This window comes from Arthrobacter sp. CAN_A2 (assembly GCF_015752045.1).
Taxonomy (GTDB): domain Bacteria; phylum Actinomycetota; class Actinomycetes; order Actinomycetales; family Micrococcaceae; genus Arthrobacter_D.
Genome location: NZ_JADOUS010000001.1, coordinates 179,442 through 203,342, shown reverse-complemented (window position 1 = coordinate 203,342; position 23,901 = coordinate 179,442). Strand labels below are relative to the sequence as shown.

The following is a 23,901-nucleotide window of genomic DNA, read 5'->3' as shown; positions in this document are numbered from 1 at the left end:
GTGCCTCTGATCGGGTCCTGCCGCCGCATACCGATCAACGGGGGGCCATGGTCGCAGTGCGCGCACCGCTGTCCGAGTACTCCTGCCTTCAATGGGCTGCCTGGCGGGCCCTGGCCGCGGGTGTTCCAGTGACGCTGGTCCATAGTGTCGCTCCTGCCGGCTCACTGCCTCTCGAGGCCTGCGACGCCGATGTCGTCCGCGCAGGCAGCTCGCTGCTGCGAAGTGAAGCGTCCCGGCTGTCCTCCGGATTCCCGACGCTGCAGGTGGATCTCCGGCTGTACCGCGGCAACCTGACCCAGGCGCTGATCGGATTGTCATCGAACGCGTCGCTGCTCGTGGTCGGCGCGAACCGGGTTGCTCTCGCCCCTGACGGGGTTCAGGATCCGGTGGTCCTGGGGGTCGTCTCGGCGTCTCTCGCCCCGGTCCTGGTCGTGCCGCCCGGCTCGCGGGGGGTCGGTATCCATCAGAGGACCGCCAAGGGTCACGTGGTGGTCGGGGTCGACGGATCGGCGCAGTCCTTCATGGCACTGACCTGTGCGGCTGCCGAGGCCGAGCGGCTCGGTGCGGCCCTGCGGGTGATCATGGCGCTCAAATCAGGATCGGCGGAGTCCAGGACACTGATGAATGGTGCTTCCGCATCGCTCACGACGCTGCGAGCCGACTACCCCCACCTGTCCGTGAGCTGGATCGTGGACGTGCTGCGCAGCCCTGTCCATGCCCTGATGCGGCACAGCCGTGACGCCGTGTTGCTGGTGATCGGCCGCCATGGCGAGGGCGCCAAGGCCGGGGCGAAGCTCGGCTCCGTGACGCGCACCCTGCTTTCGCACCTGCCCTGCCCCACGCTCGTCACCACCCTGCCACCGCCGGTCGAGTCCACGGTTGGGGACGCGCTCTTCACGGAATACCCGACGGACGCGGGGCACGGGATCGACGACGGATGCCGGACTCCCCACCAGGAGTGAGGTCCATGTCATCGCCAGCCTTCCGCTAATGGTCTTTCCGACGTGACGTACTCCGATCTCACGACAAAATCGAGACACCGCCGGGGCGCATAATCATTGACGTCAGGAGGGGTATGGCGGAGGCTTGTAGCAGACACCCCGGACCCTGGTGGCGCCCTTATTTCTTTGCCGCCAAGGAGTCGCATCATGTCGTCCGTCGTCGATTCACGGCCTTCCTCATCCCATGTCGCCTCGGTGTACTCCGATAGTGATGTCGTGCCCGAGTACTTCGTCCAGCAGCACGATCAGGTCATTCAGCGCCTGTTCGCGGCGGGCCTGCGCATCCAGGGCCTCCGCAGACATCTCTCGGACCGTGAAGCACTGGAACGCATCGGTCTCGTGACCGCCGATCTGGATGCCACGATCAAGGAGCTGCGCGACACGATCTACTCCCTCCGGCTGGTCCCACAGGTCGCGCCGACCTTCAGCGCCGGCATCGTGGCCCTCGTCGCGACCACAGCCCAGGGGCACGCCCTTCAGCCCGAGCTGCACCTCTCCGGGCCCCTCGACGCCGCCGTCCCCCCCGGGGTGGCTGAGCATGCGCGGGGAGTCCTGCGCGAGGGCCTGTCCAACGCACTCTGTCATGCCGCGGCGGACTCCATCGTCATCACGCTGCGGGTCCTTCGGGATCGCCTCGAGATGAGAATCAGCGACGACGGCTCCGGGTTCGCCGACCTACCGTCCTGCCCCGGCTTGACGGCGATGCGGCGCCACGCCGAACTCTGCGGGGGCACCCTCTCGATCTCGAGCACCCCCGACCGTGGAACGCACGTACTGCTCATGGTGGCCCTGAACGCCCGGGGGAGCTGAACGGCAGCAGACGGTCGTAATCAGAGCGTGAGCGTGCGGCTCAGCACTGCTTCTGCCGTGTCGGTCAGACTGGTCCTGTGGGATCGTGCGTACGCACGCAGGCGGTCGAAGGCTTCGTCGGTGGTGACGTTCGAGATCTGGGAGATCACGCCCTTGGCTTGCTCGACGAGGATCCGGCTGTTCAGCGCCCGCTGCAGCTGATCGTTGACCACCGCGGATTCCCGGATGGTGCGTTCCTGCAGGATGCTGATCGTCGACACATCAGCGAGAGCCTGCCCGATGGCAACATCCTCCTCGCTCAGTTCGCCGGTGTCGGCGCGGAACAGATTCATCGCACCGATGGTCTTGCCGCGGACGCGCAGGGGGAAGGCGTGCACGGACTGGAAGCCCTGGGCTGCGGCCGCGCGCATGAACTTCGGCCATCGGTCTCCGGTTCCGGCAATATCGCGGATGGTGACGGGAACGCCCGTGGTGAAGCATTCGACGCACGGACCGGTCCCCGTCTCCTGCTGCAGGACTTCGATGAGGTGGCTTTCCTCGCTGGTCGACGCCAGCACCTGCAGGACGCCGTCGGGGCCGGCGAGCATCAGACCGGCCGCGGTCGCGTCAAGCAGTCCGACGCACTCCTCGACGAGCGTGTGCAGGAGGTCCAGCACATCGTATTCATCGACCAGCGTGTCCGCGATCCTGACGAACGCGGCACTGACCCGGCTCGCCCGGGTGGTGGATTGCTTGGAGCCCACGGTGGGCCTCCTTAGATTGACGTCATGGGTTCGGTACGGGTGTGAAGTCCAGCCGCCTGTCGAGGACATCGCCGGATGTTTCCCGGACCGTCTGTCCGTGTGCAAAAGCATGCCCTCGCAACAGCATCAATGCGTCCGACGCCGTCCCGCCGGTCTGGGCGAGCACCATACCCGTTGCCTGGTGTATCTCGCGGCGTGACGGTGTCAGGCCGGCTTCGGGGTTGTCCTCGTCGTCGGGAACCAGGATGCGGCGCAGGAGGCTCCATGCGGCCCCGTCGGCCAGCGCGCGCGCCATGACCACCTCGGATTGGCTCAGCTCCCCAGGGGTGGTCCGGTAGAGTTCCACGACTCCCACATCCAGGGCTCCGATGACCAGTGGGAAGACGAAGAGGGCCTGCACCTCGGTATTGATCAGCGCTTTTCCGAAGACAGGCCACCTGTCATGGGCCATTGAGCGTACATAGGGGAGGAGGACGGGCATCCGGGTGCGGGCGGCTTCCCATCGAGGGCCTTCACCGAGATCGAACTGAAGCTCGTCGAGCTTGGCGGCGACCCTGTTGCTTGCTCCCAGCATGGTCTCCTGAGCGGAACCGCTGAATGCCGACAGTGCAGCGCCGGACACCGGTATCGCTTCGATGAACGACCTGCACAGGGTCGAACACAATTCATCCAGCCCGGATGACTCGTTCACGGTCATGTGTGCATCACCTGACCCCGGGTGGTGGAAAGCAACGCCAGTCCAGCATCTTCCTCACCCTTTCCGCGAACCTTGCGAACCGTCGAAGGGAAGATCATGCGGGCCCGTCGAAGTCCCGGCGGCCCTTGTGGTATAAGTCTAGACGCCGATCCGGGCCGGGATCAGGCCTGACCGCACTCGATCTGTCGGTCGGAGTACCTGCTGCTCATCCTGCCGGACGGTATCACTGCCGCTGAAGCGTCCAGGATCTCGATGCCCGGTCGCACAGAGCCGGCGGCCGGAGTGGAATGATGCTGCAATGAACGAGCTTGGAGTCAGGCGATTGATCCAGGGAGATGCTGCCGCGGCAGGCGTCCTGTTCGAGATGATGGCGCGGGTCTTCGAGGAGGACTTCGAGCCCCTCACCGAGGACTACCTCGGCCATCTCCTCGACCGGGAAGATTTCTGGGCACTCGCGGCATTCATCGGCCCGGACATCGTTGCCGGCCTGACGGCTCACGCGTTGCCGATGACACGCTCACGGTCGTCGGAGCTGTTCATCTACGATCTCGCCGTGCGGCAGGACCACCGGAGGCAGGGCGTCGGGAGCCGCCTGGTGTCCGAGCTGCGTGCCGCCGGCGCGGCGAAGGGCATCCACGAGATCTTCGTTCCGGCCGACAACGAGGACCGGCACGCTCTGGATTTCTACCGGGCGCTGGGAGCTGCCGCGTCCTCAGTCACGATTTTCACTTTCAGCGGTCGAGACGCCCGAGGCGCACTGTGAGGCGCGCCTTCGGCAGCCGGGAGCAGGTGCCTCCTGCGGCCCTGACTCCTGGTTGATGGTCATGCCCCGCTCGTCCGCGCGGAGTGCCGCCAGGCGGTCCTTCCAGGCATGGAATGCCTCGGGCGTCTGCCTGGTCCAGTCGGCGACCTCGGCGATGGTCCGCAGGCATCATCTGTCGCTTTGATCGGCGATCTTGTGATGTCTATTGATTGACGATGGTTTGCTACCGATAGTCTATTAGAAGAGAAGGTATGGGAAGGCTGACGGTGGCGGCGTTGCGCGTTGTCCTGGCGACGATGTTCGCAGGGGCGATCTTCATTCAGGTGGTGGTGCTGTATCTGTTGACCCCGGACGTCAGCATCACGGATCCTGACGTCGCAATGATCCGTACACCCATGGTGGTCCTGACCGTCCTGGCGATCCTGGCGGGCCAGGTCGCGGTGGTCTGCGTGTGGGGACTGCTGACGATTGTGCGGCAGGGCACAGTATTCTCGACGGGCGCTTTCCGTCTGGTCCATCTCGTGATCGGGGCGTTCGCGGCTGCTTCCCTGTCGACCTTCGGACTCGGCGTTGCCCTCGCTCCCGGAGAGGCGGTGGCGCCCGGAGTTGTCCTGTTGATCGGTGGTGTCGCGGTGCTGACCACTGTCGCATTGATCGTCCTGGTGCTGAAGGCTCTGCTGCAGCAGGCGGTGGCACGCGATGTGGAAGCGCGCACCCTTCGTACCCGCTCCACGACGTGATCTGAGGTCCGTCCTCATCGACCGCAGCCCTGCGACCGGGTGCGCGGCTCCCGGACCATCTCCGATGGCGAAGTCCTGAACCCGCTCGACGACGACCACCGAACGAACCAACGAGTACACAATGAAAGCGGTGACCCGATGCCGATCGTGGTACGCATAGACGTCGAGCTTGCCCGGCGGAAGATGAGCGTCGGGGAGTTCGCCGATCAAATCGGCCTCACACCGGCGAACGTCGCCGTGCTGAAGAACGGGCGAGCCAAGGCCGTCCGTTTCAGCACACTGGAAGCGATGTGCAGGGTACTCGACTGCCAACCAGGAGACCTTCTGGAACGGGTCGACGAAGGAGACGATCAAGGCCGCCCGCAAGCAGCCGCGCCCCCGATCATCGGTTTCGACGAGCGCTCATGATCGACATCCGGCGACTCGCACGTGATCACGGGGTCGACATCGGCGGGATCGCAATCAGCCCCGGTGAAAAGGCCTCCAGGCTTCCGCTCGCCATGGCGTCGATGCGGCGCTCCTGTCCCTAGACGCGGCCGAGGGTGTCTATGTCCTCCAGGAAGGCCTGGTAGACCTCGTCGCTGACGGTCGTCCGGGTCTCCCCGATGGCGTCCAGGTAATCCTGCGTGGTCGGTCCCTTCCGGACCGCCTCGTGGTCGGGCCGGGTGCGTCCGGAGGCCGGCCCGCCGTCGTCGTATACGGCCTTCTCGAGAGCGCGCTGTGAAGCGCTGCGAGCGGCGTACTCGATGTCCGCGGGCGAGAAGCCCTGGGTTCGTTCCACGAGCAGCGCCACATCCACCGCATCCACCACGGGCGCGGGGATGAAGCGCTGCCACATCGCTTCGCGGGCCTGCTGGTCGGGCAGGCCGATGGGGATGACGTAGTCGAACCGCCCGTGCCGGAGGAACGCCGTGTCCAGGGCGCGGATGAAATTTGTGGCGCACACGAGGAGCCTTCCCGGCTGTTCGCGGAATGCCGGGATGATCTTGAGGAGTTCGTTGGTGACACCCTGCAGGGGCGAAGGCGGCTCGCCGGAACGATGCGAAGCAATCTCCTCGACCTCGTCGATGAAGACCACGGCGTGTTCCAGCTCGGCGATCTCCAGGAAGGTCTCGCGCAGAGCCCCGGCCAGTCCCTGTGGATTGGCCGCCAGTCGGGAGGGGAACACCTCCACGAAGGGCCACTCGAGTCGGGAGGCGATGGCTTTGGCGAAGGTGGTCTTGCCGGTGCCCGGCGGACCGAAGAGGACCACGGCGCGCGGTGGTACGACACCGAATTCGTCGGCCAGATCCGCTTCGGCAAGGGGAAGTACGAGGCGGCGTTCCAGCAGCTCCTTCTCCTTGCGCATGCCGGCCACCTTCTCCCACTGGTCGCGAGCGAGGATCCGGCCACCGAGCTGACCCAACGCTCCGAGCTCCTGGCGCTGCACGGGGATCGTACGCTCGAAGTAACGCAGGTTCTTCTTCAACGCGAAGCCACGGCTCAGGAACGCCTCGACCCTCGTCTCCGATTCGGGCATCAGCGCCGAGAGCTTGTTCAGCCCGTGCGGTGACATGCTGTTCTCGACTGCCGTCAGCAGCGCGGTGCCTATACCACGGCCACGATATTCAGGAAGAGTGGCCAGGAAGACGATCCAGCCCTGGTCGTGCGCGGCACGTCCGACGGCAGCGCCGACAACCTGTTCGCCCTGCACCGCTACCACGGCGTGATCCTTCTCGCAGGATGCGAGCACCTCGGAAAGGGCATACACCGGGTCGACGTTGCTCGCTTTGAGGGTCTCCCACAGGTGCAGGATCCCGTCCAGGTCCGCCGAGTGAAAATCCCTGATCCGCCAGTTGGTCATCCCATGTCTCCTCTAGGTCTTCTTCTGCCTTGGTGAAGCCCACCGAGATCGAACCGGTCCGTGGCTTGCGTGATCAGCACGGAACCACTCAACCCCACGCTGGGACCAGGGACTTCCCGTGTCAATTCCGATCGTCACAAAGCCGCCACACACTCCTGCTGGTATGGGCGGGCCGGGTTCAGCACGGGCGCGGCCCGGCTGCCGGGTCCGCGGGGTCCGCCGGTGTTCTCCGCCCTGATTCACCCGCAACTGGTGATGGGCGCCTCCATCGGAAGCGCTACCTTGGCAACCGTGTGATCAACCAGCGCCTGTCGCCCTGCGACGTCATCAGGAGCTCCGGCCCCCTGACGGACCGCCACTGGAAGGAGAAGGGATGCCCAGCTGCCACTCCGGGCGCACCGACCCCCTCCTCCCGGGCTCCCCGGGGCCTCCGTTCACAGGAGGCCCTCTTCCGTACGGACGATGGCCGGGTGCGCGCTCGCATCGGGAAGCCATCCCTCACCCGGCGCCGGAGGGCAGCGTGCGCCGGATCGTCCCGACCGCACCGGGCTGCCGGGAATGAGCGAGCCTGCCGCGTCGTCGCCCGGTATCGATCCGCTCGCCGTGATCCGTTCCAGGTCCTACATCGCGGCGCTCGTCCTGGCGGCGGTCCTGGGGGTCCCCATCTCGATCATCGCGTACGGCTTCCTCGCGTCGGTCACGGCGATTCAGCAGTTCGTCTTCGTCGGGCTTCCGGATCTGGTCCTCGGCGGGCCTGCTCCTGCGTGGTGGCCTGTTCCGTGGTTGATGCTGTGCGGGCTGTTGACGGCGTCGACCATCCGGTACCTGCCGGGAACCGGGGGCCACTCACCCGCGTCCGGATTCACGACCGGCGGCGGTCCGCCGAGGGGCCGGGAACTCGTGGGCATCGTGCTCGCCGCGCTGACCACGCTCAGCCTGGGTGCGGTGCTCGGTCCCGAGGGGCCACTGATCGCGATCGGTGGCGGTCTCGGGGCGCTGGCGGTGCACCTGGTGAAGAAGGACGCTCCGCCGATGGCCCTGACGATCATGGCGTCGGCCGGCAGCTTCGCCGCGATCAGTACCCTGCTGGGGTCTCCGGTGCTCGGTGCGTTCCTGATCATGGAGGCCGCCGGGATCGGGGGAATGACCCTGAGTCTGGTGGCCCTTCCCGGACTGCTCGCGTCCGGTGTCGGGGCGCTGGTGTTCGTCGGCCTGGACGGCTGGACCGGGTTGGGCAGCTTCTCGCTGGCGCTGCCCGCGGTGCCGCCCGCGGTGCCTCCGACGCTGGCGACGCTGGGCTGGGCCGTGGTCATGGGTGCGGTCGGTGCCCTGCTGGGATGGTCGATCCGCCGGGTCGCCCTGTCGCTCCGCCCCGTCGTCCATCGGAACCGGGTCCTGGTGACCACGGCGTTCGGCCTGCTGATCGGTCTGACCGCGATGGCATACCAGGCGGTCTCCGGTCTCAGCTTCACGCAGGTGCTGTTCTCGGGGCAGGATGCACTTCCGGAGCTGGTCGGGAATGCCGCTGACTATTCACTCCCCGTGCTGGTCCTGCTGATCCTCTGCAAGACCCTGGTCTACGGGCTCTCCCTGAGCGCTTTCCGTGGCGGGCCCGTGTTCCCGTCGATGTTCATCGGCGCGGCGCTCGGTATCGCCGCGAGCGGGCTGCCCGGCATGAATCTCGCAGCCGGCCTCGGTATGGGGATGGGGGCCATGTGCGCAGCCATGCTGCGCCTGCCGCTGACCTCGACGCTGCTGGCCACGCTGCTGCTGGGAGCTGACGGGGTAGCCGTGACACCCCAGGTGGTCGTGGCTGTGGCGGTGGCCTTCGTGATCATCAATGTGCTCCCGGTCCCGGGCGCGACGTCGTCCGGGACCCCGGACGACGTCGGCGGCGCCCCATCACAGGGTCGCCCGAGGCCCGACCCTGCCCACGGGATCCCGAGGGCGGACCGATCGCCCGGACAGGACCGGCGAATCGCCTGGCTGTTCATCATCGGCTCGAGCCTGTTCGCCCTGGGTGTGGTGCCGCCATACGCCGAGGCCGTGGGACCGCACCTGTGCGGGCTCACCTTCTTCGTCGGATCGCTGTTCTTCACCTGTGCGGCGTACCTGCAGTACCGCGCGGCGGTCGACGCCCTCCCGGCTGGGGGCACGACGCCGCACCGCTCGTTCTGGGTCTGGGCGCCGCGGAATCCCGTCTGGCTCGCCGGCGCACTGCAACTCGCCGGCACCCTGTGGTTCAACTGGAGTACGGCGAACGCATTGCTGGTCAATCTCAGTGCGGCGCTGACGGAGCAGCGGGTGTGGCGACCCGACGCGCTGGGCTCGGTGGCATTCCTCGTCTCGAGCGCCGTGGCGTTGCGGTATGCCAGGCGCAGCGTGGCCGCGGTCCGTCCCAGGTCTCGGACGTGGACGATCAGCGTGATCAACGTGACCGGTTCTGTTGCGTTCGGCATCTCGGCTGTCGCGGCCTTCGTCGTCCCGTCGAGCGGCGATGTCCTGAATGCCGAGCTGTCCGGTCTCGGCACACTCGTGGGAGCCCTGTGTTTCCTGGCCGGCGCGATCCTGATGCTGAGCCCTGAATCCACCGACGCCTCGGTCCCGGCAGCCCGGGGAACCCATCCGTAAGCCCTCATCAACCATCCCTGAAGGAGAAGCGATGTCAGTGAATCACCAGCAGACAAATGCCGACGCGGCGCTGTTCGGCAACCGGTTCGTCACCGAGGAGGTTCCGAGCCGGGAGTTCCCGGAGACGGGCATCCCAGCCCAGGATGCCCTGCGGCTCGTGGGGGAGGACCTGGCGCTGGAGGGCGATCCGGCCCGGAACCTTGCGACCTTCGTGACCACCTGGATGGAGCCCGAGGCACAGCAGATCATCGCCGCGAACCTGCACCGCAACTTCATCGACCACGCCGAATATCCCCGCACGGCCGAGATCGAGCAGCGCTGCATCCGGATGCTCGCCGACCTGTTCCACGCCCCGGGCGAGACGACGGGAGCGCGGACCCAGGGCTCATCCGAGGCGATCATGCTCGGCGGTCTGTCCCTGAAGTGGAACTGGCGCAAGCGTCGCGAGGCCGCGGGCGCATCGACGTCGAGCCCCAACCTGGTGTTCGGCGGCGACGTGCATGTCGTGTGGGAGAAGTTCTGCCGCTACTTCGACGTCGAGCCGCGGATCGTGCCCCTGCAGCCGGGGAAGTACACCATCGGCCCCGAGGACGTGCAGGCCCACATCGACGAGAACACCATCGGTGTCGCGGCCGTCCTGGGGACGACGTTCACCGGGCACAAGGACGACGTCGTCGGCATCAACGACCTGCTGCGACGGCTCAGGAGCGAACGGGGTCTCGATGTGCCGCTGCACGTGGACGCGGCGAGCGGGGGGTTCGTCTGGCCCTTCCTCTACCCGGACTCCGCGTGGGACTTCCGGCTCGAACAGGTCCGCTCGATCAATGTCTCCGGGCACAAGTTCGGGCTGGTCTATCCCGGCATCGGCTGGCTGATCTTCCGGGAGAAGGCCGACCTCGCCAAGGATCTCGTCTTCGAGGAGAACTACCTCGGCAAGACCGACTCGACCTTCACCCTGAACTTCTCCACCGGCTCGGCGATGGTCCTCGCCCAGTACTACAACTTCGTCCGGTATGGCCGCGCCGGGTACACCTACATCATGCAGAACATGCAGACCAACGCCCGTGTCCTCGCCGAGAAGCTGGAGGCCATGGGCCGATTCGAGATCATCGGCCCGGACGAGGAACAGCTTCCCCTGGTCGCGTTCCGGCTCGCCGTGGACACGGGATACGACGAGTTCGACATCGCCTGGCAGCTCTCCGCCGAACGCGGCTGGATGGTGCCGGCCTACACCCTGCCGCCGAACGCCCAGAACGTCACGATCATGCGGGCCCTGGTCAAGGAGACGATGAGCCGCGAGCACGTCGACACGCTCGCCCGGGACATCGAAGAGGCGTGCTCCACGCTGGAGAAGAAGGGCGGCGCGCACGAATCGGAACGGAACAGGATGGTCACCGGGTCCGGCCATTGACCCGGGGCAACGGTGACCCGTCGGGCCTGGCAGATCCGTCCGGGCTCGCGCGGGAACGGGCACCGCACAGCTCCCAGCTCCCGCCCAGCGGCGCGGGCCATGATGAGCGCGATGACGGTGCGACGCGAACGCCGTCCGGCAATGCATCCTTGCTTCACCCGCGCAGAAGTTCCAGTTTCACCATCCCCAGGTTCTGCGGTCCCGAAGAAGGAGTCCCATCATGTTCGAAATCGGTGGATTACCGGCCCATATCCTCCTCATCCACGGAGTGGTCGTCCTGGCGCCGATCGCCGGGCTCCTGTCCCTCCTGTTCGCGGGCCTGCCGCGTCTGCGGTCCAGGCTGGCATGGCCGCTGGGCGTCCTGGCCGTTGTCCTCGTCCCTCTGTCGCTCCTGACCGCGGAGGCTGGCGAGCAACTCGAGCAGAACGTGCCGGAGTCGGCGATCGTGGAAGTGCATGCGGAACAGGGTGACCTGTTCAAGACCCTTGCGCTGGTCTTCTTCGTCATCGTGGCGGCCCAGATCGCTGTGGCGTTCCCGCAGGCCCTCATCAGGCCTCGACGGCTCGGTGGGCTACGGAACCTTCTGAGCGCGCGCTGGGTCCGCGCCCTCGCCGTCGTCCTCGGCGTCGTCGGCGGGCTGGCCATCGTGTACCAGAGCATCGTCACGGGCCATTCCGGATCCACGTCCGTCTGGGGCGGCTAGGCCCATCGGGCGTCCGGCAGCGTCACCGCCCTGGCGTTCCTCGGTCAGAGGCCCTTGCCGGAGGGTGAGACGAGGATCTTGACGGCCGTCTCGTTGCGATGGATCAGCGTGTCGAAACCCTCCTCCACGAGTCCATCGAGCCCGATCCTGCCGGTGATGAAGGGAGCCAGATCGATCTTCCCCGACTCGACCAGTTCGATGGTCGCGGGATGGGAGTTGACGTAGGCGATGGTCCCGCGCAGGTCGATCTCCTTCATCACCAGTCTGTGCATGTCGAAGTCCGACCGCTTGCCCCAGATCGAGACCACGACGAGCACGCCGGTAGGGCGAAGCGCGTCCATGAGGGTGTCGAGGACTACCTGCACGCTCGTGCATTCGAACGCCACGTCTGCGCCCCTCCCGCCCGTCAGCAGACGGACCTTGGCGGCGACATCCGCGGTGCGAGGATCCAGGGCATGATCGGCGACGCCGGACTCCAGGGCCTTCTGGCGTCGCAGCGGGCTGAGTTCGGACATCACCACCGTGACGCCCAGGGCCTTGAGGACGGCCGCCGTGAGCAGACCGATGGGTCCCGCCCCACCGACCAGGGCCACGTCCCCGGACTTCGCCCCCGAGCGATTCACGGCGTGGTATCCCACCGACAGGGGTTCGATCAGCGCCGCCTGATCCAACGGCACCGACGCGGCAATCGGATGCACCCATCGTCGCTGCACGGCGATCTTCTCGCCCAGTCCACCGCCGCGTCCGGCCAGGCCGATGAAGTTCATGTTCTCGGACAGGTGATAGTCCGTGCTCTCCGGGCCGGTATCGACGTCGTCGTCGATGATGTAGGGCTCCACGACGACGTGCTGGCCCACGTCGATGTCGTCGACGCCATCGCCCACCGCGTAGACGACGCCGGAGAACTCGTGACCCAGCGTGATGGGCAGCGTTTCGCCCGAGATCGGGTGAGGGGTGTCGTGGGTGGGGCAGAAGATCGGGCCTTCGAGGTACTCGTGCAGGTCGGTGCCACAGATTCCGCACCAAGCGACCTCGACACCCACAGTGCCGGGCCCGACCTCGGGCTCCGGAACCTCATCGACACGGATGTCCCCTCGTCCGTAATAGCGTGCTGCTCTCATGGTTCCTCCACACCTCGGCCGCACGTGGCGAACCCACGCCCGTACCTCATGGTAGATCCGGCCGTTCGCGCCCGCCTCCCTTTCGCTGCGGCTCCCGGAACCATGACGGGGGTTGCCCGCGAGGCGCCATTGACGGCCGACGGCGAACAGGCCTAGCGTCGGGTCGTCGGTCGATCACGAGGTTGAGACCGTGGGAGGTCACGATGTCCCCTGCCGCAACGGACAGCACAGTTCCCCCGGGCCGGGACGGGAGCCCGGACCCCGCCGAGCCTCCCGCCGTCGAAGCGTCGACGCTGCACATCTCGAGGGGGCGCACCACGATCCTGAGGGGCGTGGACTTCACCATCGGGCGTGGCCGCGTCACCGGGCTGCTCGGACCATCGGGCAGCGGCAAGACCACCCTGATGCGCGCCATCGTGGGCGTTCAGGCCATCACCCGCGGATCCATCCGCGTGCTCGGCCGCCCGGCCGGCGAACCCTCGCTGAGGCACGACGTCGGCTATGTCACGCAGGCGCCCAGTGTCTACGCAGACCTCAGCGTGGTGGCCAACGTCCGGTACTTCGGGGCCATGCACGGTGCGACGCCCGCCGACACCGCGGAAGCGATCGCCGCCGTCGGGCTGGAACGATTCGCCCGGCAGAAGACGGCTGACCTGTCCGGCGGGCAGGTCAGCCGCGTGTCCCTTGCCTGCGCGCTCGTCGCGTATCCGAAGCTGCTCGTCCTGGACGAACCGACGGTGGGCCTCGATCCGGTTCTGCGCGCCGAGCTGTGGCAGCGCTTCGCCATCATGGCAGAGGAGGGAACCACACTGCTGGTATCCAGTCACGTCATGGAGGAGGCCTCGCACTGTTCGTCGTTACTGCTCCTGCGCGGCGGACTGCTCCTGGCGCAACTCACCCCCGCCGAGCTCGCCGTGCGCGGTCGCAGCCATGACCTCGAACGGGCGTTCCTGCGGATCATCGAAGAAGACGGCGCGGATCCGGACCCCGGCCCCGCAGCGCAGGAAGGCCGGGCGGCACGATGAATCCGCGGATGATGCTGGCCACGACGACCCGCGTACTGGACCAGCTGCGCCACGACCACCGCAGTGTGGCATTGATCATGGTGGTGCCGGCCCTGCTGCTGGCCGTCGTCTATTTCCTCTTCGAGAACGAGGACCTTCCCCCGGGGTTCCCGCGGACGTTCGACCGGGTGGGTCTGATGATGCTGGCGATCTTCCCGTTCGTGGTGATGTTCCTGGTCACCTCGGTCACCATGCTCCGCGAGCGGACGTCCGGGACGCTCGAGCGCCTGCTGACCACGCCCATCCACAAAGCCGATCTCCTGTTCGGCTATGCCGTGGCGTTCTCCGTCATGGCGGCGCTGCAGTCGATCGTGGCAACGGCCGTGGCGTACTGGATCTTCGATCTCGAGATCGAGGGCGACCCCTGGCTGGTGGTGATGATCGCAGTCCTCAACGCGGTACTCGGTGTGGCCCTGGGGCTGCTGTGCTCCGCGTTCGCCCGCACGGAGTTCCAGGCCGTGCAGTTCATGCCCGTGGTGGTGCTGCCGCAGATCCTGCTGTGCGGCCTCTTCGTGGCCAGGGAGCAGATGAACGGGGTCCTCGAGGCCGTCTCCAATGTGCTGCCGCTGACGTTCTCGGTGGATGCACTCCAGGAGATCGCAGCCCATGCCGAAGCCACGTCGGCCATGTGGCAGGATGCGGCCGTCATGGCGGTCATCGTGCTGGGAATCCTGGTGCTGGCATCACTGACGCTGCGCCGGCGGACCTCGTGAGCGGCGGCGTTCAGGCGGTGCGGACCGCGTCCGGTCAGCGGGAGCCGGTCGCCCCGTGCCGGCGACCATGCACCCCGGCCACCGACGGCCTGCAGGTGTCGGTAGCTACGAACCCGGTGAGGGCCGGTTGCCCTGGTCGCCCGCTCTGCGCGCACGGTGGGCCCGGTATTCGTGCAGTGTGAGCCAGACGATGACGATGTCGAAGGCTGTCAGCAGCACCATGCCCCAGGTGAAGGCGACCACGAGCAGATACGCCTGGTACGCGATGAAGAGCAGGAGGAAGGCGACCATCCAGGGATACGCCCAGAGTCTGTCCCTGAGCACCGCCACGACCAGTGCCACTTTCACCACGCCATGCAGCAGGAGATAGACGGCGCCGAACAATGTGGCGGATCCGGTCATGGTTCCGGCCACGTGGACCAGGGCGGTTGCTGCGAGGTCGTGCGGGTCTTCGGAGAGCTCGTGCTGGGTCAGGAACCGGACCGCCGAACCCAACTGGGCGGGGGAAACCAGCAGCAGGAGTACCCCGCCTGCCAGTTCCAGCAGGCCGTCGAGACCTTTCAGGACGAGGCTGACCCTGAACACCCTGTCCAGGAGTGTGGTGATGTGCGGTGCCTCGATCATCACTCCTCCGCCATGTAACGACTGTTACACTCTGAATTGTGACACAGCAGATCGAGTGGGTCCTGATCCTGCCGCAGCTTCCCTCCGAACCGTCACGGCATCGGGTGGCGGTCTGGCGCCAGCTGCGCAGGGCCAGCGCCGTACCGGTGTCCTCCGGGGTGTGGGCCCTGCCCGCTGGGCCTGCGTTCCAGGCGGACCTGGACCGCGCCGGGGTCCTGTGCCGCCAGGGCGGTGGGATGCTGGTCGTCATCGACGCCTCACCGCGGGATCAGGCGTCGGCCGCGATGATCCGGGACGCGTTCGCTGCCGTCCGCGTGGACGAATGGGCCGAGTTCACGGCCGACTGCGGCAGGTTCGAGGCGGAGATCGCCGAAGAGATCCAGAAGCGCAAATTCACCTTCGCCGAGCTGGAGGAAGAGGAGCAGAGCCTGGATCGGCTGAGGCGCTGGTATCGGGACCTGAAGAAGCGCGACGTCCTGGAACTCGCAGAGGCGAAGGCCGCCGACGCACGGCTTCGTGCCTGTCAGTCGATCCTGGACGGCTACTCCGAGCAGGTCTACCAGGCCGTCCATCGCACGGTCGGCGGGGGTGGGGACCTGACCGACGCAGCCGTGCCGGACGCCCTGCAGGATCAGGACGGGCCTGCAGCGTGAAGATCCCGCAGCGCCGCACCAAGCGTGTGGAGGCTGTTCCGACGACGGCTCCCGGACCGTCAGCCCGGGCTCTGGCACCGCTCTATGCCGCGGGTTTCACCACGGCCTTCGGGGCCCACAGCATCGCGGCAGGCCTCGGCGCTGACAGCGGCGGCCTTGGGCTGGAACTGCTCACCTTCGGAGTGCTGCTTGCCCTGTACGACGCCGCCGAGGTGATCCTCAAGCCCGTCTTCGGTTCCCTCAGCGACAGGATCGGCGCCAAGCCGGTCATCATGGCCGGCCTGGCGGGGTTCGCCCTCGCCTCATGGGTGGGTACCACCTCGGCCACCCCCCTCGTGCTGGGGCTGGCACGCCTGGGCCAGGGGGCGGCCGCCTCGGCCTTCTCCCCGGCGTCCTCGGCGGCGGTGGCACGGTTGGCCGGCCCGGCGGCAGCCGGCACCTATTTCGGCAAGTACGGTTCGTGGAAGTCGCTGGGCTACGTCCTCGGGCCGCTCCTGGGCGCCGGGCTGATCTGGGCCGGAGGCTTCCCGGCCCTGTTCCTGTCGATGGCCATCCTCTCGGCCCTGGCCGCCGTCTGGGTCTGGATCGCCATGCCCGCGCTGCCGGTCCTCCCGCGCCCGCGCTACACGGTGGCCGAGCTGGTGCGTCAAAGCACCCGGCGTTCCTTCCTGGTGCCCACGCTGGCACTCGCCGGTGCGACGGGAGCGCTGGGTGTGGCGGTCGGCTTCCTGCCCCTGCTGGGCAGCAGCCTCCATCTGACCGTGTTCGCCAGCATGGCGGTGGTGGCACTCCTCGCCCTGTGTTCCACCCTGACCCAGCCGGTCGTCGGCCGGCTGAGGGACCAGGGGCGTCTCCCGGCCTCCGCCGGAATGGGTCTGGGGCTGGCGATGATCGCCGCGGGAGTGGCGTTGCCGGCCGTCCTCCCGCTGGCGGTGACGCTCTACCTGGCCGCGGTCGCCATCGGCTGCGGGGTCGGCCTCACCACCCCACTGGGCTTCGCCCACCTGGCCGGCACGACACCGCCGGAGCGGATGGGCCGCACCATGGGCGCTGCGGAGATGGGACGGGAGATCGGTGACGCCGGCGGACCACTGATCGTGGGCGCCATCGCCACCGTCTGCAGTCTCGCCGCGGGGCTCGGAACACTCGCGCTTCTCACCGCTGGAGCAGCCGTACTGAGCGCCACGCTTCTGCACTCCGACCAACGATGAACACGGCGAGCGTCACCGGGTGGCAGCGACAACGGGGCGAGGGTTGTCGCCGATCCTCGGCCGCTCTACCCTCGAGCCATGGTCGGTGGTGGAGGACGGAGTTCCTGCTCCTCCGACCATCGGCCCGCACCATCGGCCAGACCCTCGTCAGCGCACAGCGGTACGGTGCACGGTCGTGCACCCCACTCCGAAGGAGCCCCCTATGACCGTCCTTCCTCCTCGCAGCACCGACCGGGTGTGGGCGGCGGCTTCGGGAGACCACTCCCGTCAGGCACTCACCTGTGTCGCGGCTGCCGCCCAGGTGCTCCTTCCCACGTTCTACGGTCCACGGTTCCGCCGGGAGGACGCACCGCCCAACGTGATCCAGCCGGCCCCCTACGCCTTCACCGTCTGGTTTCCCATCTTCGCCTCGTCGATCGTCTACGCGATCCATCAGGCCCGCGGTCCCGCCCGTACCCGGGAGACCTGGCGTGGGGCGGGCTGGCCCCTGGCCGGGGCCTTCGCCGCAACCGGTATCTGGGCGCCGCTGGTGCGGTCCGGCCGGTTCTGGGAGGCCCAGGCGGCGCTGGCCGCGATAGCGGTGCTGGCAGAAACGGGACGACGTCGCATCGCCCGGGCCGAGCTGAACGACGAGCTGACCGCTGTCGAAGTGGCTGCGGCCGCTCCTGCCGCAGGCATGCTGGCCGCCTGGGGGCAGGCGGCGTGCGGCGTGAATCTCGCCTCCATGCTCGTCGCCAGGGACATCGTCCCCGCCGGACCGAAGGCCGCCGCCGTCGGAGTGTCCCTCCTCGCCGCGCTCGGCGCACTCGGCGCCGGCGTGGTTTCCGGTCCGGAGCGGGCCAGTGTCTCGTCGCGGGTCTACGCCGGAACGCTCCTGTGGGCGTTCGCCGGTGTGGTGATCGGCCAGCGCGGACGGTCGGCTCCCGCCGCCGCAACGGCGGGCGGTGCCGCCCTCACCATGCTGGTCCTCGGGGCCCGGAAACGGTGATCACAGGCACGCCACCGATGACTGCCCGGTGAGCACTGTGGGCTGGCGACGCCACGGTGAAGCTACGCACGGAGGCTTTCCTCCGCGTCGGTGAACGCCCTCACCCGACCCCACCAGGCCGGGTCGCTCAGCTCGGCACCGGGAAGCCCTGCCGTGATGCCGTGCCGTGCTTCCATGTCCCGGGCAAGCCCTTCCAGCCGATCCACGCGCCGCGCGACCAGGACCGGGTCAGCGCTGCGCGCGGCAAGGACTCGAGCGGATTCGGCGCCCAGGCCGGAGCCTGCTCCCGTGACCAGGGCGGATGTGCCGGCGAACTGAGCAGTCCTGGGGACTCCCGGAGGGGAAGAAATCAAGTGTTGCCCCTGACGACGACGGGCGCGGACACTTGATCGGCGGCGTATCCTGACGCGCATGATCCGTTCCGAGTGGGCCAACGCACGGCAGAGCCTCATGAGGGCGGTCGTGTACGAGCGCTATGGCCCGCCTGACGTGCTGAGACCGGCGGAGGTCCCGGTGCCGTCGCCGAAAGCGACTGAGGTGCTCGTCGAGGTTGCCGCGACGTCGGTCAATCTCTCTGATTGGGAGGGGCTTCGCGGTAACCCGATGTACGCGCGGCTCGGCGGGCTGCGCACCCCGGCCCGCCGGGTGCTCGGCTCCGACATCGCTGGGCGCGTGACGGCCGTCGGCGGGGACGTCACCCGGTTCCGGCGGGGCGATGAGGTGTACGGGGACAACCTGGGGCTCAAGGGCGGATTCGCCGAGTACGCGGTGATTCCCGAAGCAGCGCTCGCACACAAGCCGCATGAGCTCACCTTCGTGGAGGCTTCGACGCTACCCCAGGCGGGTGCCATCGCCCTCCAGGGAACCGCACGCGCACATCGCGGGCAGCGCGTGCTGATCAACGGGGCGGGCGGCGGTTCGGGGTCGTTCGCGATCCAGCTCGCGAGGCTCGCCGGCGCGCATGTGACCGGCGTGGACAACGCCCGCAAGCTCGAGTTCATGCGGACCCTCGGGGCCGACGAAGTCGTCGATTACCGCCGTCAGGACTTCACCAGACTCGAGCCGTACGACCTGGTGCTCGATCTCGTCGCTCATCGGTCCGCCTTCGCCTACCGGAGGGCGCTGACTCGCGGCGGCCGATATCTCTGCGTGGGTGGAAACGTGCGAACGCTGGTGCAGATCCTCACCCTCGGGGCCGCTCTGGGCCTGCTCTCCGGACAGCGGCTCGGGGTCCTCGCGGTCAGGCAGGGCCCAGCGCACTTCGAGCCCGTCGCCCAGCGGTGCATCGACGGTGATCTCCGCATCCGTATCGACCGCACCTACCCGCTCGACGAGGTATCTGAGGCCCTGACCTATGTCGGCAGCGGGCATGCGCTCGGCAAGGTGGTCGTCATCCCCTGACCTTGCTCGGATCACCGAGGACGCCTCGGCAGGCGCCCCCGTCCAGGCGGGGAGTGGCGGGCGCGGATTCGTCCTGGCGGGCCCGTGGGGCCGCACCTCCAGGGCATCCGACGACTCACCCGTTGCCGCTGCGGGGTAGTCACCGCCCGGCGAGAAGTTGTTGAACAATACCTTGCGCCGATTGTTCAACAACCTGTAGGGTCGTCCCCACCACAGGATGTGACTCCAGTCACCTTGATGTAACGGACGGGCCCATGGCAGATACCGAGAACAAACCGAAGCTGAGCTCCTCCGCTCGGCGTACCGCGCTGCTGGGGGCCATGTTCCTCATGGCCACGAGCGCCATCGGGCCGGGCTTCATCACCCAGACCACCGTGTTCACCGCCCAGATCGGTGCCGCGTTCGCGTTCGCCATCCTGGCCTCGATCCTCATCGACGTCGCCGTCCAGATGAACGTCTGGCGCGTCATCGGAGTCTCCGGACTCCGCGCCCACGAGCTCGGCAACAAGGTCCTTCCCGGCGTCGGCTGGTTCCTCGCCGGACTCGTCTTCATCGGCGGTGTGGTCTTCAACATCGGCAACATCGCCGGCACCGGGCTCGGCGCCAACGCGATGCTCGGCATCGAGCCCAAGATCGGCGGCGCCATCTCGGCAGGCATCGCCATCATGATCTTCGTCAGCAAGAAAGCCGGCATGGCGCTGGATCGCATCGTGGTGTTCCTCGGTGCGATCATGATTCTTCTGATGATCTATGTGGCCATCGTCGCGGCCCCGCCCGTCGGTGAGGCGCTCAAGAACGCGGTCCTCCCCGAACAGATCGACTTCCTCATCATCACCACCCTGGTCGGCGGCACCGTCGGCGGGTACATCACCTACGCCGGCGCCCACCGCATGCTCGACTCCGGGGTCACCGGCCCGGACAACGTCCACGAAATCACCCGCAGCTCGGTGATCGGCATCCTGGTCACGGGACTGATGCGGGTGCTGCTGTTCCTGGCGATCTTCGGCGTCGTCGCCGGCGGCGCGGTGCTGACCAGCGACAACATGGCCGCCGAGGCCTTCGGCATCGCGGCCGGCGAGATCGGTATGCGGGTCTTCGGCATCGTCCTCTGGGCCGCCGCGATCACCTCGGTGATCGGTGCCGCGTTCACCTCGGTCTCCTTCATCACCACGTCGAAGACGCCGGAACGCAAGCGGAACCTCATCACGGTCGCGTTCATCGCCGGATGTGCCGTGGCCTACCTCTTCCTGGGGCAGGCGCCCCAGGAACTGCTGATCTTCGCCGGTGCATTCAACGGCCTGATCCTGCCGGTCGGCTTCGGCGTGCTCCTCTTCGTCGCCTGGCGCCGCCGCGACCTGATGCACGGGTATGCCTACCCCACGTGGCTGCTGATCGTCGGTGTCATCACCTGGTTCCTGACCCTGTTCCTCGGCTACACCTCACTCACCGGGCTGGCGAAGCTATGGGGCTGAGGACGGCGTCCCGAGGAATGCCCACCGACCCGTCGGCGGTGCTGCCCGCCGACGCGCGAGCCGCCTTCCGTGCCGGACTGGTGACGCCGACGTCGGGCTGGTCCCGCGGCTACGCGCAGGTGAACGTGCTGTCGATCCCGCGGGAGCAGGCCTTCGATCTGTTGCTCTTCGCCCAGCGCAATCCCAAGCCGTGCCCGATCCTCGGAGTGCTGGAGCCGGGTGAGACCTCCGGGCCGTTGCTGGCCGGCGGCGACATCCGGACGGACGTCCCGAAGTACACGGTCTACCACGACGGCGTGCTGGTGGACGAGCCCACCGACGTCAGGGCCCACTGGCGCGATGACCTGGTGACGTTCCTGTTCGGGTGTTCCTTCACCTTCGAGTCCGCGCTGCAGGACGGCGGCGTCAGGATCGCACACCTCGACCAGGGGGTGAACGTGCCGATGTACCGGACGAATCGGGAGGCCGCTCCCGCCGGTGCCATGTCCGGTCCGCTGGTGGTGTCGATGCGCCCGGTCCCGGCCGCCCAGGTGGCCGACGCCGTCCGCATCACCTCCCGCTATCCGGCCGTCCATGGCGCGCCGGTGCACGTGGGCAATCCGGAGGAACTGGGGATCCACCTGGACTCGCCGGACTTCGGTGACGCCGTGAGGATTCCCGAGGGGCACCTGCCGGTCTTCTGGGCCTGCGGGGTGACCCCGCAGGCGGCCGTGATGCAGTCCCGGCCACCGCTGGCCATCGGTCACGCGCCGGGGCACATGCTCATCACCGATGCCCGGGACAGCGACTACCTGGTGCCCTAGCCGTACCGGGCGGTGAGGTCGGTCCTAGCCGGTCTCGTCGGCGAGGCGGCCCAGGAGCTCGGCCTCGGCGGAGTCCAGATAGGCGCGCAGTCCCGAGGCCGCCTCTTCACGGTGCCCGGCCCGGAGCCGCTCGACGAGCTGCACATTGCGGTCCACGTAGTGGCTGTGGAAGTCCGGGGCCGAGGCCATGGCATGGAACACGAGGCGCATCTCGGCGAGCACACGGTCCATCAGCGTCCGCAGCGATTCGCTTCCGGTCAGGCCGACCACGGCGCTGTGCAGCGCCTGGTTGGCGTCGGCCATGGCGGCGACCGCTCCGGCGTCGCGCGCCGCCTGGGCACGCTGGACGATGGCCTCCATGGTGTCGAGCACCTCGGGGGTGACCTCGCCCCACAGTGCCGCGGCGGGTTCGATCATCCGGCGCACACGGTAGATCTCGCGCACCTCCTCGACCCCGGGGGAGGCCACGAACACGCCGCGATTGGGGATCCGGGTGACCATCGATTCGCCCGCGAGTGTGGAGAATGCCTCGCGCAGCGTGTTGCGGGAGACGCCGAGCGCCGTCGACAGCGCCTGTTCCGACAGCTTCGACCCGGGCGTGAGCTCCCCGGCGGCGATGCGACCCCGCAGCACGGTGGCGATCCATGCCGTCGTGTGTGCGTGCTCGGCCGTCCCCGCCGTCGCACTGTCGAGCTCCGCCGCTGCCTGTATCGTCATGGTCTTTCCCCAACCCTCATCTCGAACCGATGCTAGCCCACCGCGCCCAGGACTTCGCCCAGCACCTCGCCGCGTGCGACGGCGGCACCCGGCTCCTGCCCGCCCCGCTGGAACGTCCCGGCCACCTTCGACAGGACTTCGGTCTCCATCTTCATCGCCTCGAGCACCGCGACGGGCTGTCCCGCGCGGATGGCGGCGGCATCATCGGCCAGCCACTTCACCAGGGTGCCGCCCATCGAGGCGGTGACGGTGCCGTCGTCGTCCGCTGTCGTGGCGGCGGACGGCACGACAGCGGCGCCGCCGCCGGTGCCTCTGCCGGTCATCAGCGCTGCGAAGACCTCGGCGGGGAGCCCCAGCTGCACGGCTTTGCCGTCGATCTCCACGGTCAGGGTCTCCCGCCGGGCCAGTCGCCCCGCTGCCCCGCTCGAGAGGGCGGCGTCCAGGCGCCCGGCGAACGCCGATTCGATCCACGTGGTGTAGACCCCGAGCCGGTCGGGGTCGGTGAAGTCGGGGTCCCGGACCACCGCGCGGTGGAAGGGGACCACCGTGGGGAGGCCTTCGATCCGCAGTTCGTCGAGGGCGGCGCGGGCCCGGCGGAGCGCCTGCGGCCGGTCCTCGCCGTGGACGATGAGTTTTGCCATCAGGGAGTCGTACTCGGCGGGGACGCTGGAGCCGGAGCGCACCCCGGTGTCGACGCGGATACCGGCACCGGTGGGAGCCTCGAACACCTCGACCGGGCCGGGGGAGGGCAGGAACCCGCGGCCGGCGTCCTCGGCGTTGAGCCTGAATTCGATGGCGTGCCCCTGCGGTGCGGGGTCCTCGGTGATGCTGACGCTCAAACCGGCGGCGATGCGGAACTGTTCACGGACCAGGTCGATGCCCGACGTCGCCTCGGTCACCGGGTGCTCCACCTGCAGGCGGGTGTTGACCTCCAGGAAGGAGATCACGCCGTCGGGCGCCACCAGGTACTCGACGGTGCCGGCACTGGTGTAGCCGGCCTCGCGGCAGATCGCGCGGGCCGACTCGTGGATGCGGGTGCGCTGGTCGTCGGTCAGGAACGGCGCGGGGGCTTCCTCGACCAGCTTCTGGTTGCGGCGCTGCAGGGAGCAGTCGCGGGTGCCGACGACGACGACGTTCCCGTGCGTATCCGCGAGGACCTGCGCCTCGACGTGTCGGGGCTTGTCCAGGAACCGTTCGACGAAGCATTCGCCGCGGCCGAACGCGACGGTGGCCTCGCGGACCGCGGAGTCGAACGCGTCGTCGATGTCTTCCATCCGGTAGGCGATCTTCAGCCCCCGACCGCCGCCCCCGTAAGCGGCCTTGATGGCGACGGGGACGCCGTACTGTTCTGCGAACGCCCGGACTTCTTCGGCGTCGGCGACCGGCCCGTCGGACCCGGGGACCAGCGGGGCGCCCACCTTGACCGCGATCTCGCGGGCCGTGACCTTGTTGCCCAGGCTCCGGATCGCGGCGGGCGAGGGGCCGATCCAGGTGAGCCCCGCGTCCTGCACGGCCTGCGCGAAGTCGGCGTTCTCGGAGAGGAAGCCGTAGCCGGGGTGGACGGCGTCGGCGCCGGCCCGGACGGCGATGGCAAGCAGCTTGTCCATGTCGAGGTATGTGTCGGCGCCGGCCGATCCGCCCAGGGCGTAGGCTTCGTCGCTGCGGCGGACGTGGAGGGCATCGGCGTCGGGGTCGGAGTACACGGCGACCGAGGTGAGCTCCGCATCGGTGCACGCGCGGGCGATGCGGACGGCGATTTCGCCGCGGTTGGCGATCAGGACCTTCTTCATGG

Annotated in this window: 24 protein-coding genes; 16 read left to right on the top strand and 8 right to left on the bottom strand. The window is 68.1% G+C overall.

The window, feature by feature from the left end:
• The first annotated feature begins 47 nt into the window (after positions 1 to 47).
• Both IWX63_RS00930 and IWX63_RS00925 read left to right on the top strand, forming a co-directional pair.
• Positions 48 to 962, top strand: a complete 915-nt coding sequence (locus IWX63_RS00930; RefSeq protein ID WP_199276279.1) for a universal stress protein — start codon at positions 48 to 50, stop codon at positions 960 to 962.
• A gap of 186 nt (positions 963 to 1,148) precedes the next feature.
• Positions 1,149 to 1,811 (top strand): sensor histidine kinase, encoded by a 663-nt coding sequence (locus IWX63_RS00925; RefSeq protein ID WP_199276278.1) that lies wholly within the window; start codon positions 1,149 to 1,151, stop codon positions 1,809 to 1,811.
• A 20-nt stretch (positions 1,812 to 1,831) separates the two neighbouring features.
• Here the strand turns inward: IWX63_RS00925 and IWX63_RS00920 are convergent, their stop codons facing one another.
• Together IWX63_RS00920 and IWX63_RS00915 are read right to left on the bottom strand one after the other, a co-directional pair.
• Complete coding sequence (locus IWX63_RS00920) at positions 1,832 to 2,554, bottom strand: GAF and ANTAR domain-containing protein (RefSeq protein WP_334685520.1); 723 nt, start codon at positions 2,552 to 2,554, stop codon at positions 1,832 to 1,834.
• A gap of 22 nt (positions 2,555 to 2,576) precedes the next feature.
• Positions 2,577 to 3,251, bottom strand: coding sequence for a GAF and ANTAR domain-containing protein (locus tag IWX63_RS00915; protein ID WP_199276276.1), 675 nt, complete (start codon positions 3,249 to 3,251; stop codon positions 2,577 to 2,579).
• 298 nt (positions 3,252 to 3,549) lie between these two features.
• Here IWX63_RS00915 and IWX63_RS00910 point away from each other — a divergent pair, with 298 nt between their 5' ends.
• From IWX63_RS00910 to IWX63_RS00900, 3 genes are all read left to right on the top strand, one after another.
• Entirely contained in the window at positions 3,550 to 4,014 is a 465-nt protein-coding gene (locus IWX63_RS00910; RefSeq protein ID WP_199276275.1) for a GNAT family N-acetyltransferase, read from the top strand.
• A gap of 251 nt (positions 4,015 to 4,265) precedes the next feature.
• Positions 4,266 to 4,754, top strand: coding sequence for a DUF2975 domain-containing protein (locus tag IWX63_RS00905; protein ID WP_199276274.1), 489 nt, complete (start codon positions 4,266 to 4,268; stop codon positions 4,752 to 4,754).
• A 138-nt stretch (positions 4,755 to 4,892) separates the two neighbouring features.
• Complete coding sequence (locus tag IWX63_RS00900) at positions 4,893 to 5,162, top strand: helix-turn-helix domain-containing protein (protein ID WP_199276273.1); 270 nt, start codon at positions 4,893 to 4,895, stop codon at positions 5,160 to 5,162.
• A gap of 118 nt (positions 5,163 to 5,280) precedes the next feature.
• Here IWX63_RS00900 and IWX63_RS00895 read toward each other — a convergent pair whose 3' ends face one another.
• Positions 5,281 to 6,597, bottom strand: coding sequence for an ATP-binding protein (locus tag IWX63_RS00895; RefSeq protein WP_199276272.1), 1,317 nt, complete (start codon positions 6,595 to 6,597; stop codon positions 5,281 to 5,283).
• 558 nt (positions 6,598 to 7,155) lie between these two features.
• Between IWX63_RS00895 and IWX63_RS00890 the strand changes: the two genes are divergently transcribed.
• The 3 genes from IWX63_RS00890 (at position 7,156) to IWX63_RS00880 (ending at position 11,342) form a co-directional block, all read left to right on the top strand.
• Positions 7,156 to 9,228, top strand: coding sequence for a chloride channel protein (locus IWX63_RS00890; RefSeq protein ID WP_199276271.1), 2,073 nt, complete (start codon positions 7,156 to 7,158; stop codon positions 9,226 to 9,228).
• Between the two features lie 31 nt (positions 9,229 to 9,259).
• Positions 9,260 to 10,639 (top strand): glutamate decarboxylase, encoded by a 1,380-nt coding sequence (locus tag IWX63_RS00885; RefSeq protein WP_199276270.1) that lies wholly within the window; start codon positions 9,260 to 9,262, stop codon positions 10,637 to 10,639.
• 220 nt (positions 10,640 to 10,859) lie between these two features.
• On the top strand, positions 10,860 to 11,342 hold the full coding sequence (locus tag IWX63_RS00880; RefSeq protein ID WP_199276269.1) for a hypothetical protein: 483 nt from the start codon (positions 10,860 to 10,862) through the stop codon (positions 11,340 to 11,342).
• 44 nt (positions 11,343 to 11,386) lie between these two features.
• On the opposite strand, the gene IWX63_RS00875 is transcribed toward IWX63_RS00880, so the two are convergent.
• Positions 11,387 to 12,463, bottom strand: a complete 1,077-nt coding sequence (locus IWX63_RS00875) for a 2,3-butanediol dehydrogenase (RefSeq protein WP_199276268.1) — start codon at positions 12,461 to 12,463, stop codon at positions 11,387 to 11,389.
• Between the two features lie 203 nt (positions 12,464 to 12,666).
• Between IWX63_RS00875 and IWX63_RS00870 the strand changes: the two genes are divergently transcribed.
• Both IWX63_RS00870 and IWX63_RS00865 read left to right on the top strand, forming a co-directional pair.
• A complete protein-coding gene (locus IWX63_RS00870; protein WP_199276267.1) occupies positions 12,667 to 13,488 on the top strand; it encodes an ABC transporter ATP-binding protein in 822 nt (273 codons plus the stop codon).
• A complete protein-coding gene (locus IWX63_RS00865; protein ID WP_442859076.1) occupies positions 13,485 to 14,240 on the top strand; it encodes an ABC transporter permease in 756 nt (251 codons plus the stop codon). The genes IWX63_RS00870 and IWX63_RS00865 overlap by 4 nt, the downstream gene beginning before the upstream one ends.
• Before the next feature lie 105 nt (positions 14,241 to 14,345).
• Here the strand turns inward: IWX63_RS00865 and IWX63_RS00860 are convergent, their stop codons facing one another.
• Positions 14,346 to 14,864 (bottom strand): DUF2127 domain-containing protein, encoded by a 519-nt coding sequence (locus IWX63_RS00860; RefSeq protein ID WP_199276266.1) that lies wholly within the window; start codon positions 14,862 to 14,864, stop codon positions 14,346 to 14,348.
• A 38-nt stretch (positions 14,865 to 14,902) separates the two neighbouring features.
• On the opposite strand from IWX63_RS00860, the gene IWX63_RS00855 reads away from it, so the two are divergent.
• The 3 genes from IWX63_RS00855 (at position 14,903) to IWX63_RS00845 (ending at position 17,716) form a co-directional block, all read left to right on the top strand.
• Entirely contained in the window at positions 14,903 to 15,517 is a 615-nt protein-coding gene (locus IWX63_RS00855; RefSeq protein ID WP_199276265.1) for a Chromate resistance protein ChrB, read from the top strand.
• Positions 15,514 to 16,728 (top strand): MFS transporter, encoded by a 1,215-nt coding sequence (locus IWX63_RS00850; RefSeq protein ID WP_442859075.1) that lies wholly within the window; start codon positions 15,514 to 15,516, stop codon positions 16,726 to 16,728. Before IWX63_RS00855 ends, IWX63_RS00850 begins: the two co-directional genes overlap by 4 nt.
• Positions 16,729 to 16,930: 202 nt before the next feature.
• Complete coding sequence (locus IWX63_RS00845) at positions 16,931 to 17,716, top strand: hypothetical protein (protein WP_199276264.1); 786 nt, start codon at positions 16,931 to 16,933, stop codon at positions 17,714 to 17,716.
• A gap of 62 nt (positions 17,717 to 17,778) precedes the next feature.
• On the opposite strand, the gene IWX63_RS00840 is transcribed toward IWX63_RS00845, so the two are convergent.
• On the bottom strand, positions 17,779 to 18,069 hold the full coding sequence (locus tag IWX63_RS00840; RefSeq protein WP_199276263.1) for an SDR family NAD(P)-dependent oxidoreductase: 291 nt from the start codon (positions 18,067 to 18,069) through the stop codon (positions 17,779 to 17,781).
• 58 nt (positions 18,070 to 18,127) lie between these two features.
• Between IWX63_RS00840 and IWX63_RS00835 the strand changes: the two genes are divergently transcribed.
• From IWX63_RS00835 to IWX63_RS00825, 3 genes are all read left to right on the top strand, one after another.
• Positions 18,128 to 19,117: an NAD(P)-dependent alcohol dehydrogenase gene (locus IWX63_RS00835; protein ID WP_334685519.1), complete on the top strand. Its 990-nt coding sequence runs from the start codon at positions 18,128 to 18,130 to the stop codon at positions 19,115 to 19,117.
• Positions 19,118 to 19,371: 254 nt separating this feature from the next.
• Positions 19,372 to 20,589 (top strand): NRAMP family divalent metal transporter, encoded by a 1,218-nt coding sequence (locus IWX63_RS00830; RefSeq protein ID WP_199276262.1) that lies wholly within the window; start codon positions 19,372 to 19,374, stop codon positions 20,587 to 20,589.
• Positions 20,590 to 20,606: 17 nt separating this feature from the next.
• Positions 20,607 to 21,392, top strand: a complete 786-nt coding sequence (locus tag IWX63_RS00825) for a putative hydro-lyase (protein ID WP_199276261.1) — start codon at positions 20,607 to 20,609, stop codon at positions 21,390 to 21,392.
• Between the two features lie 24 nt (positions 21,393 to 21,416).
• Here IWX63_RS00825 and IWX63_RS00820 read toward each other — a convergent pair whose 3' ends face one another.
• Positions 21,417 to 22,109, bottom strand: coding sequence for a GntR family transcriptional regulator (locus IWX63_RS00820; protein WP_199276260.1), 693 nt, complete (start codon positions 22,107 to 22,109; stop codon positions 21,417 to 21,419).
• 32 nt (positions 22,110 to 22,141) lie between these two features.
• Entirely contained in the window at positions 22,142 to 23,899 is a 1,758-nt protein-coding gene (locus tag IWX63_RS00815) for an acetyl/propionyl/methylcrotonyl-CoA carboxylase subunit alpha (RefSeq protein WP_199276259.1), read from the bottom strand.
• Positions 23,900 to 23,901: the final 2 nt, after the last annotated feature.

Excerpts from the sequence above, each read along its gene's own strand:
- IWX63_RS00930 (WP_199276279.1), top strand. The coding sequence starts at position 48 with ATGGTCGCAGTGCGCGCACCGCTGTCCGAGTACTCCTGCCTTCAATGG.
- IWX63_RS00925 (WP_199276278.1), top strand. The coding sequence starts at position 1,149 with ATGTCGTCCGTCGTCGATTCACGGCCTTCCTCATCCCATGTCGCCTCG.
- IWX63_RS00915 (WP_199276276.1), bottom strand. The coding sequence starts at position 3,251 with ATGACCGTGAACGAGTCATCCGGGCTGGATGAATTGTGTTCGACCCTG.
- IWX63_RS00910 (WP_199276275.1), top strand. The coding sequence starts at position 3,550 with ATGAACGAGCTTGGAGTCAGGCGATTGATCCAGGGAGATGCTGCCGCG.
- IWX63_RS00905 (WP_199276274.1), top strand. The coding sequence starts at position 4,266 with ATGGGAAGGCTGACGGTGGCGGCGTTGCGCGTTGTCCTGGCGACGATG.
- IWX63_RS00900 (WP_199276273.1), top strand. The coding sequence starts at position 4,893 with ATGCCGATCGTGGTACGCATAGACGTCGAGCTTGCCCGGCGGAAGATG.
- IWX63_RS00895 (WP_199276272.1), bottom strand. The coding sequence starts at position 6,597 with ATGACCAACTGGCGGATCAGGGATTTTCACTCGGCGGACCTGGACGGG.
- IWX63_RS00890 (WP_199276271.1), top strand. The coding sequence starts at position 7,156 with ATGAGCGAGCCTGCCGCGTCGTCGCCCGGTATCGATCCGCTCGCCGTG.
- IWX63_RS00885 (WP_199276270.1), top strand. The coding sequence starts at position 9,260 with ATGTCAGTGAATCACCAGCAGACAAATGCCGACGCGGCGCTGTTCGGC.
- IWX63_RS00880 (WP_199276269.1), top strand. The coding sequence starts at position 10,860 with ATGTTCGAAATCGGTGGATTACCGGCCCATATCCTCCTCATCCACGGA.
- IWX63_RS00875 (WP_199276268.1), bottom strand. The coding sequence starts at position 12,463 with ATGAGAGCAGCACGCTATTACGGACGAGGGGACATCCGTGTCGATGAG.
- IWX63_RS00870 (WP_199276267.1), top strand. The coding sequence starts at position 12,667 with ATGTCCCCTGCCGCAACGGACAGCACAGTTCCCCCGGGCCGGGACGGG.
- IWX63_RS00865 (WP_442859076.1), top strand. The coding sequence starts at position 13,485 with ATGAATCCGCGGATGATGCTGGCCACGACGACCCGCGTACTGGACCAG.
- IWX63_RS00860 (WP_199276266.1), bottom strand. The coding sequence starts at position 14,864 with ATGATCGAGGCACCGCACATCACCACACTCCTGGACAGGGTGTTCAGG.
- IWX63_RS00845 (WP_199276264.1), top strand. The coding sequence starts at position 16,931 with ATGACCGTCCTTCCTCCTCGCAGCACCGACCGGGTGTGGGCGGCGGCT.
- IWX63_RS00835 (WP_334685519.1), top strand. The coding sequence starts at position 18,128 with ATGATCCGTTCCGAGTGGGCCAACGCACGGCAGAGCCTCATGAGGGCG.
- IWX63_RS00830 (WP_199276262.1), top strand. The coding sequence starts at position 19,372 with ATGGCAGATACCGAGAACAAACCGAAGCTGAGCTCCTCCGCTCGGCGT.
- IWX63_RS00825 (WP_199276261.1), top strand. The coding sequence starts at position 20,607 with ATGCCCACCGACCCGTCGGCGGTGCTGCCCGCCGACGCGCGAGCCGCC.
- IWX63_RS00820 (WP_199276260.1), bottom strand. The coding sequence starts at position 22,109 with ATGACGATACAGGCAGCGGCGGAGCTCGACAGTGCGACGGCGGGGACG.
- IWX63_RS00815 (WP_199276259.1), bottom strand. The coding sequence starts at position 23,899 with ATGAAGAAGGTCCTGATCGCCAACCGCGGCGAAATCGCCGTCCGCATC.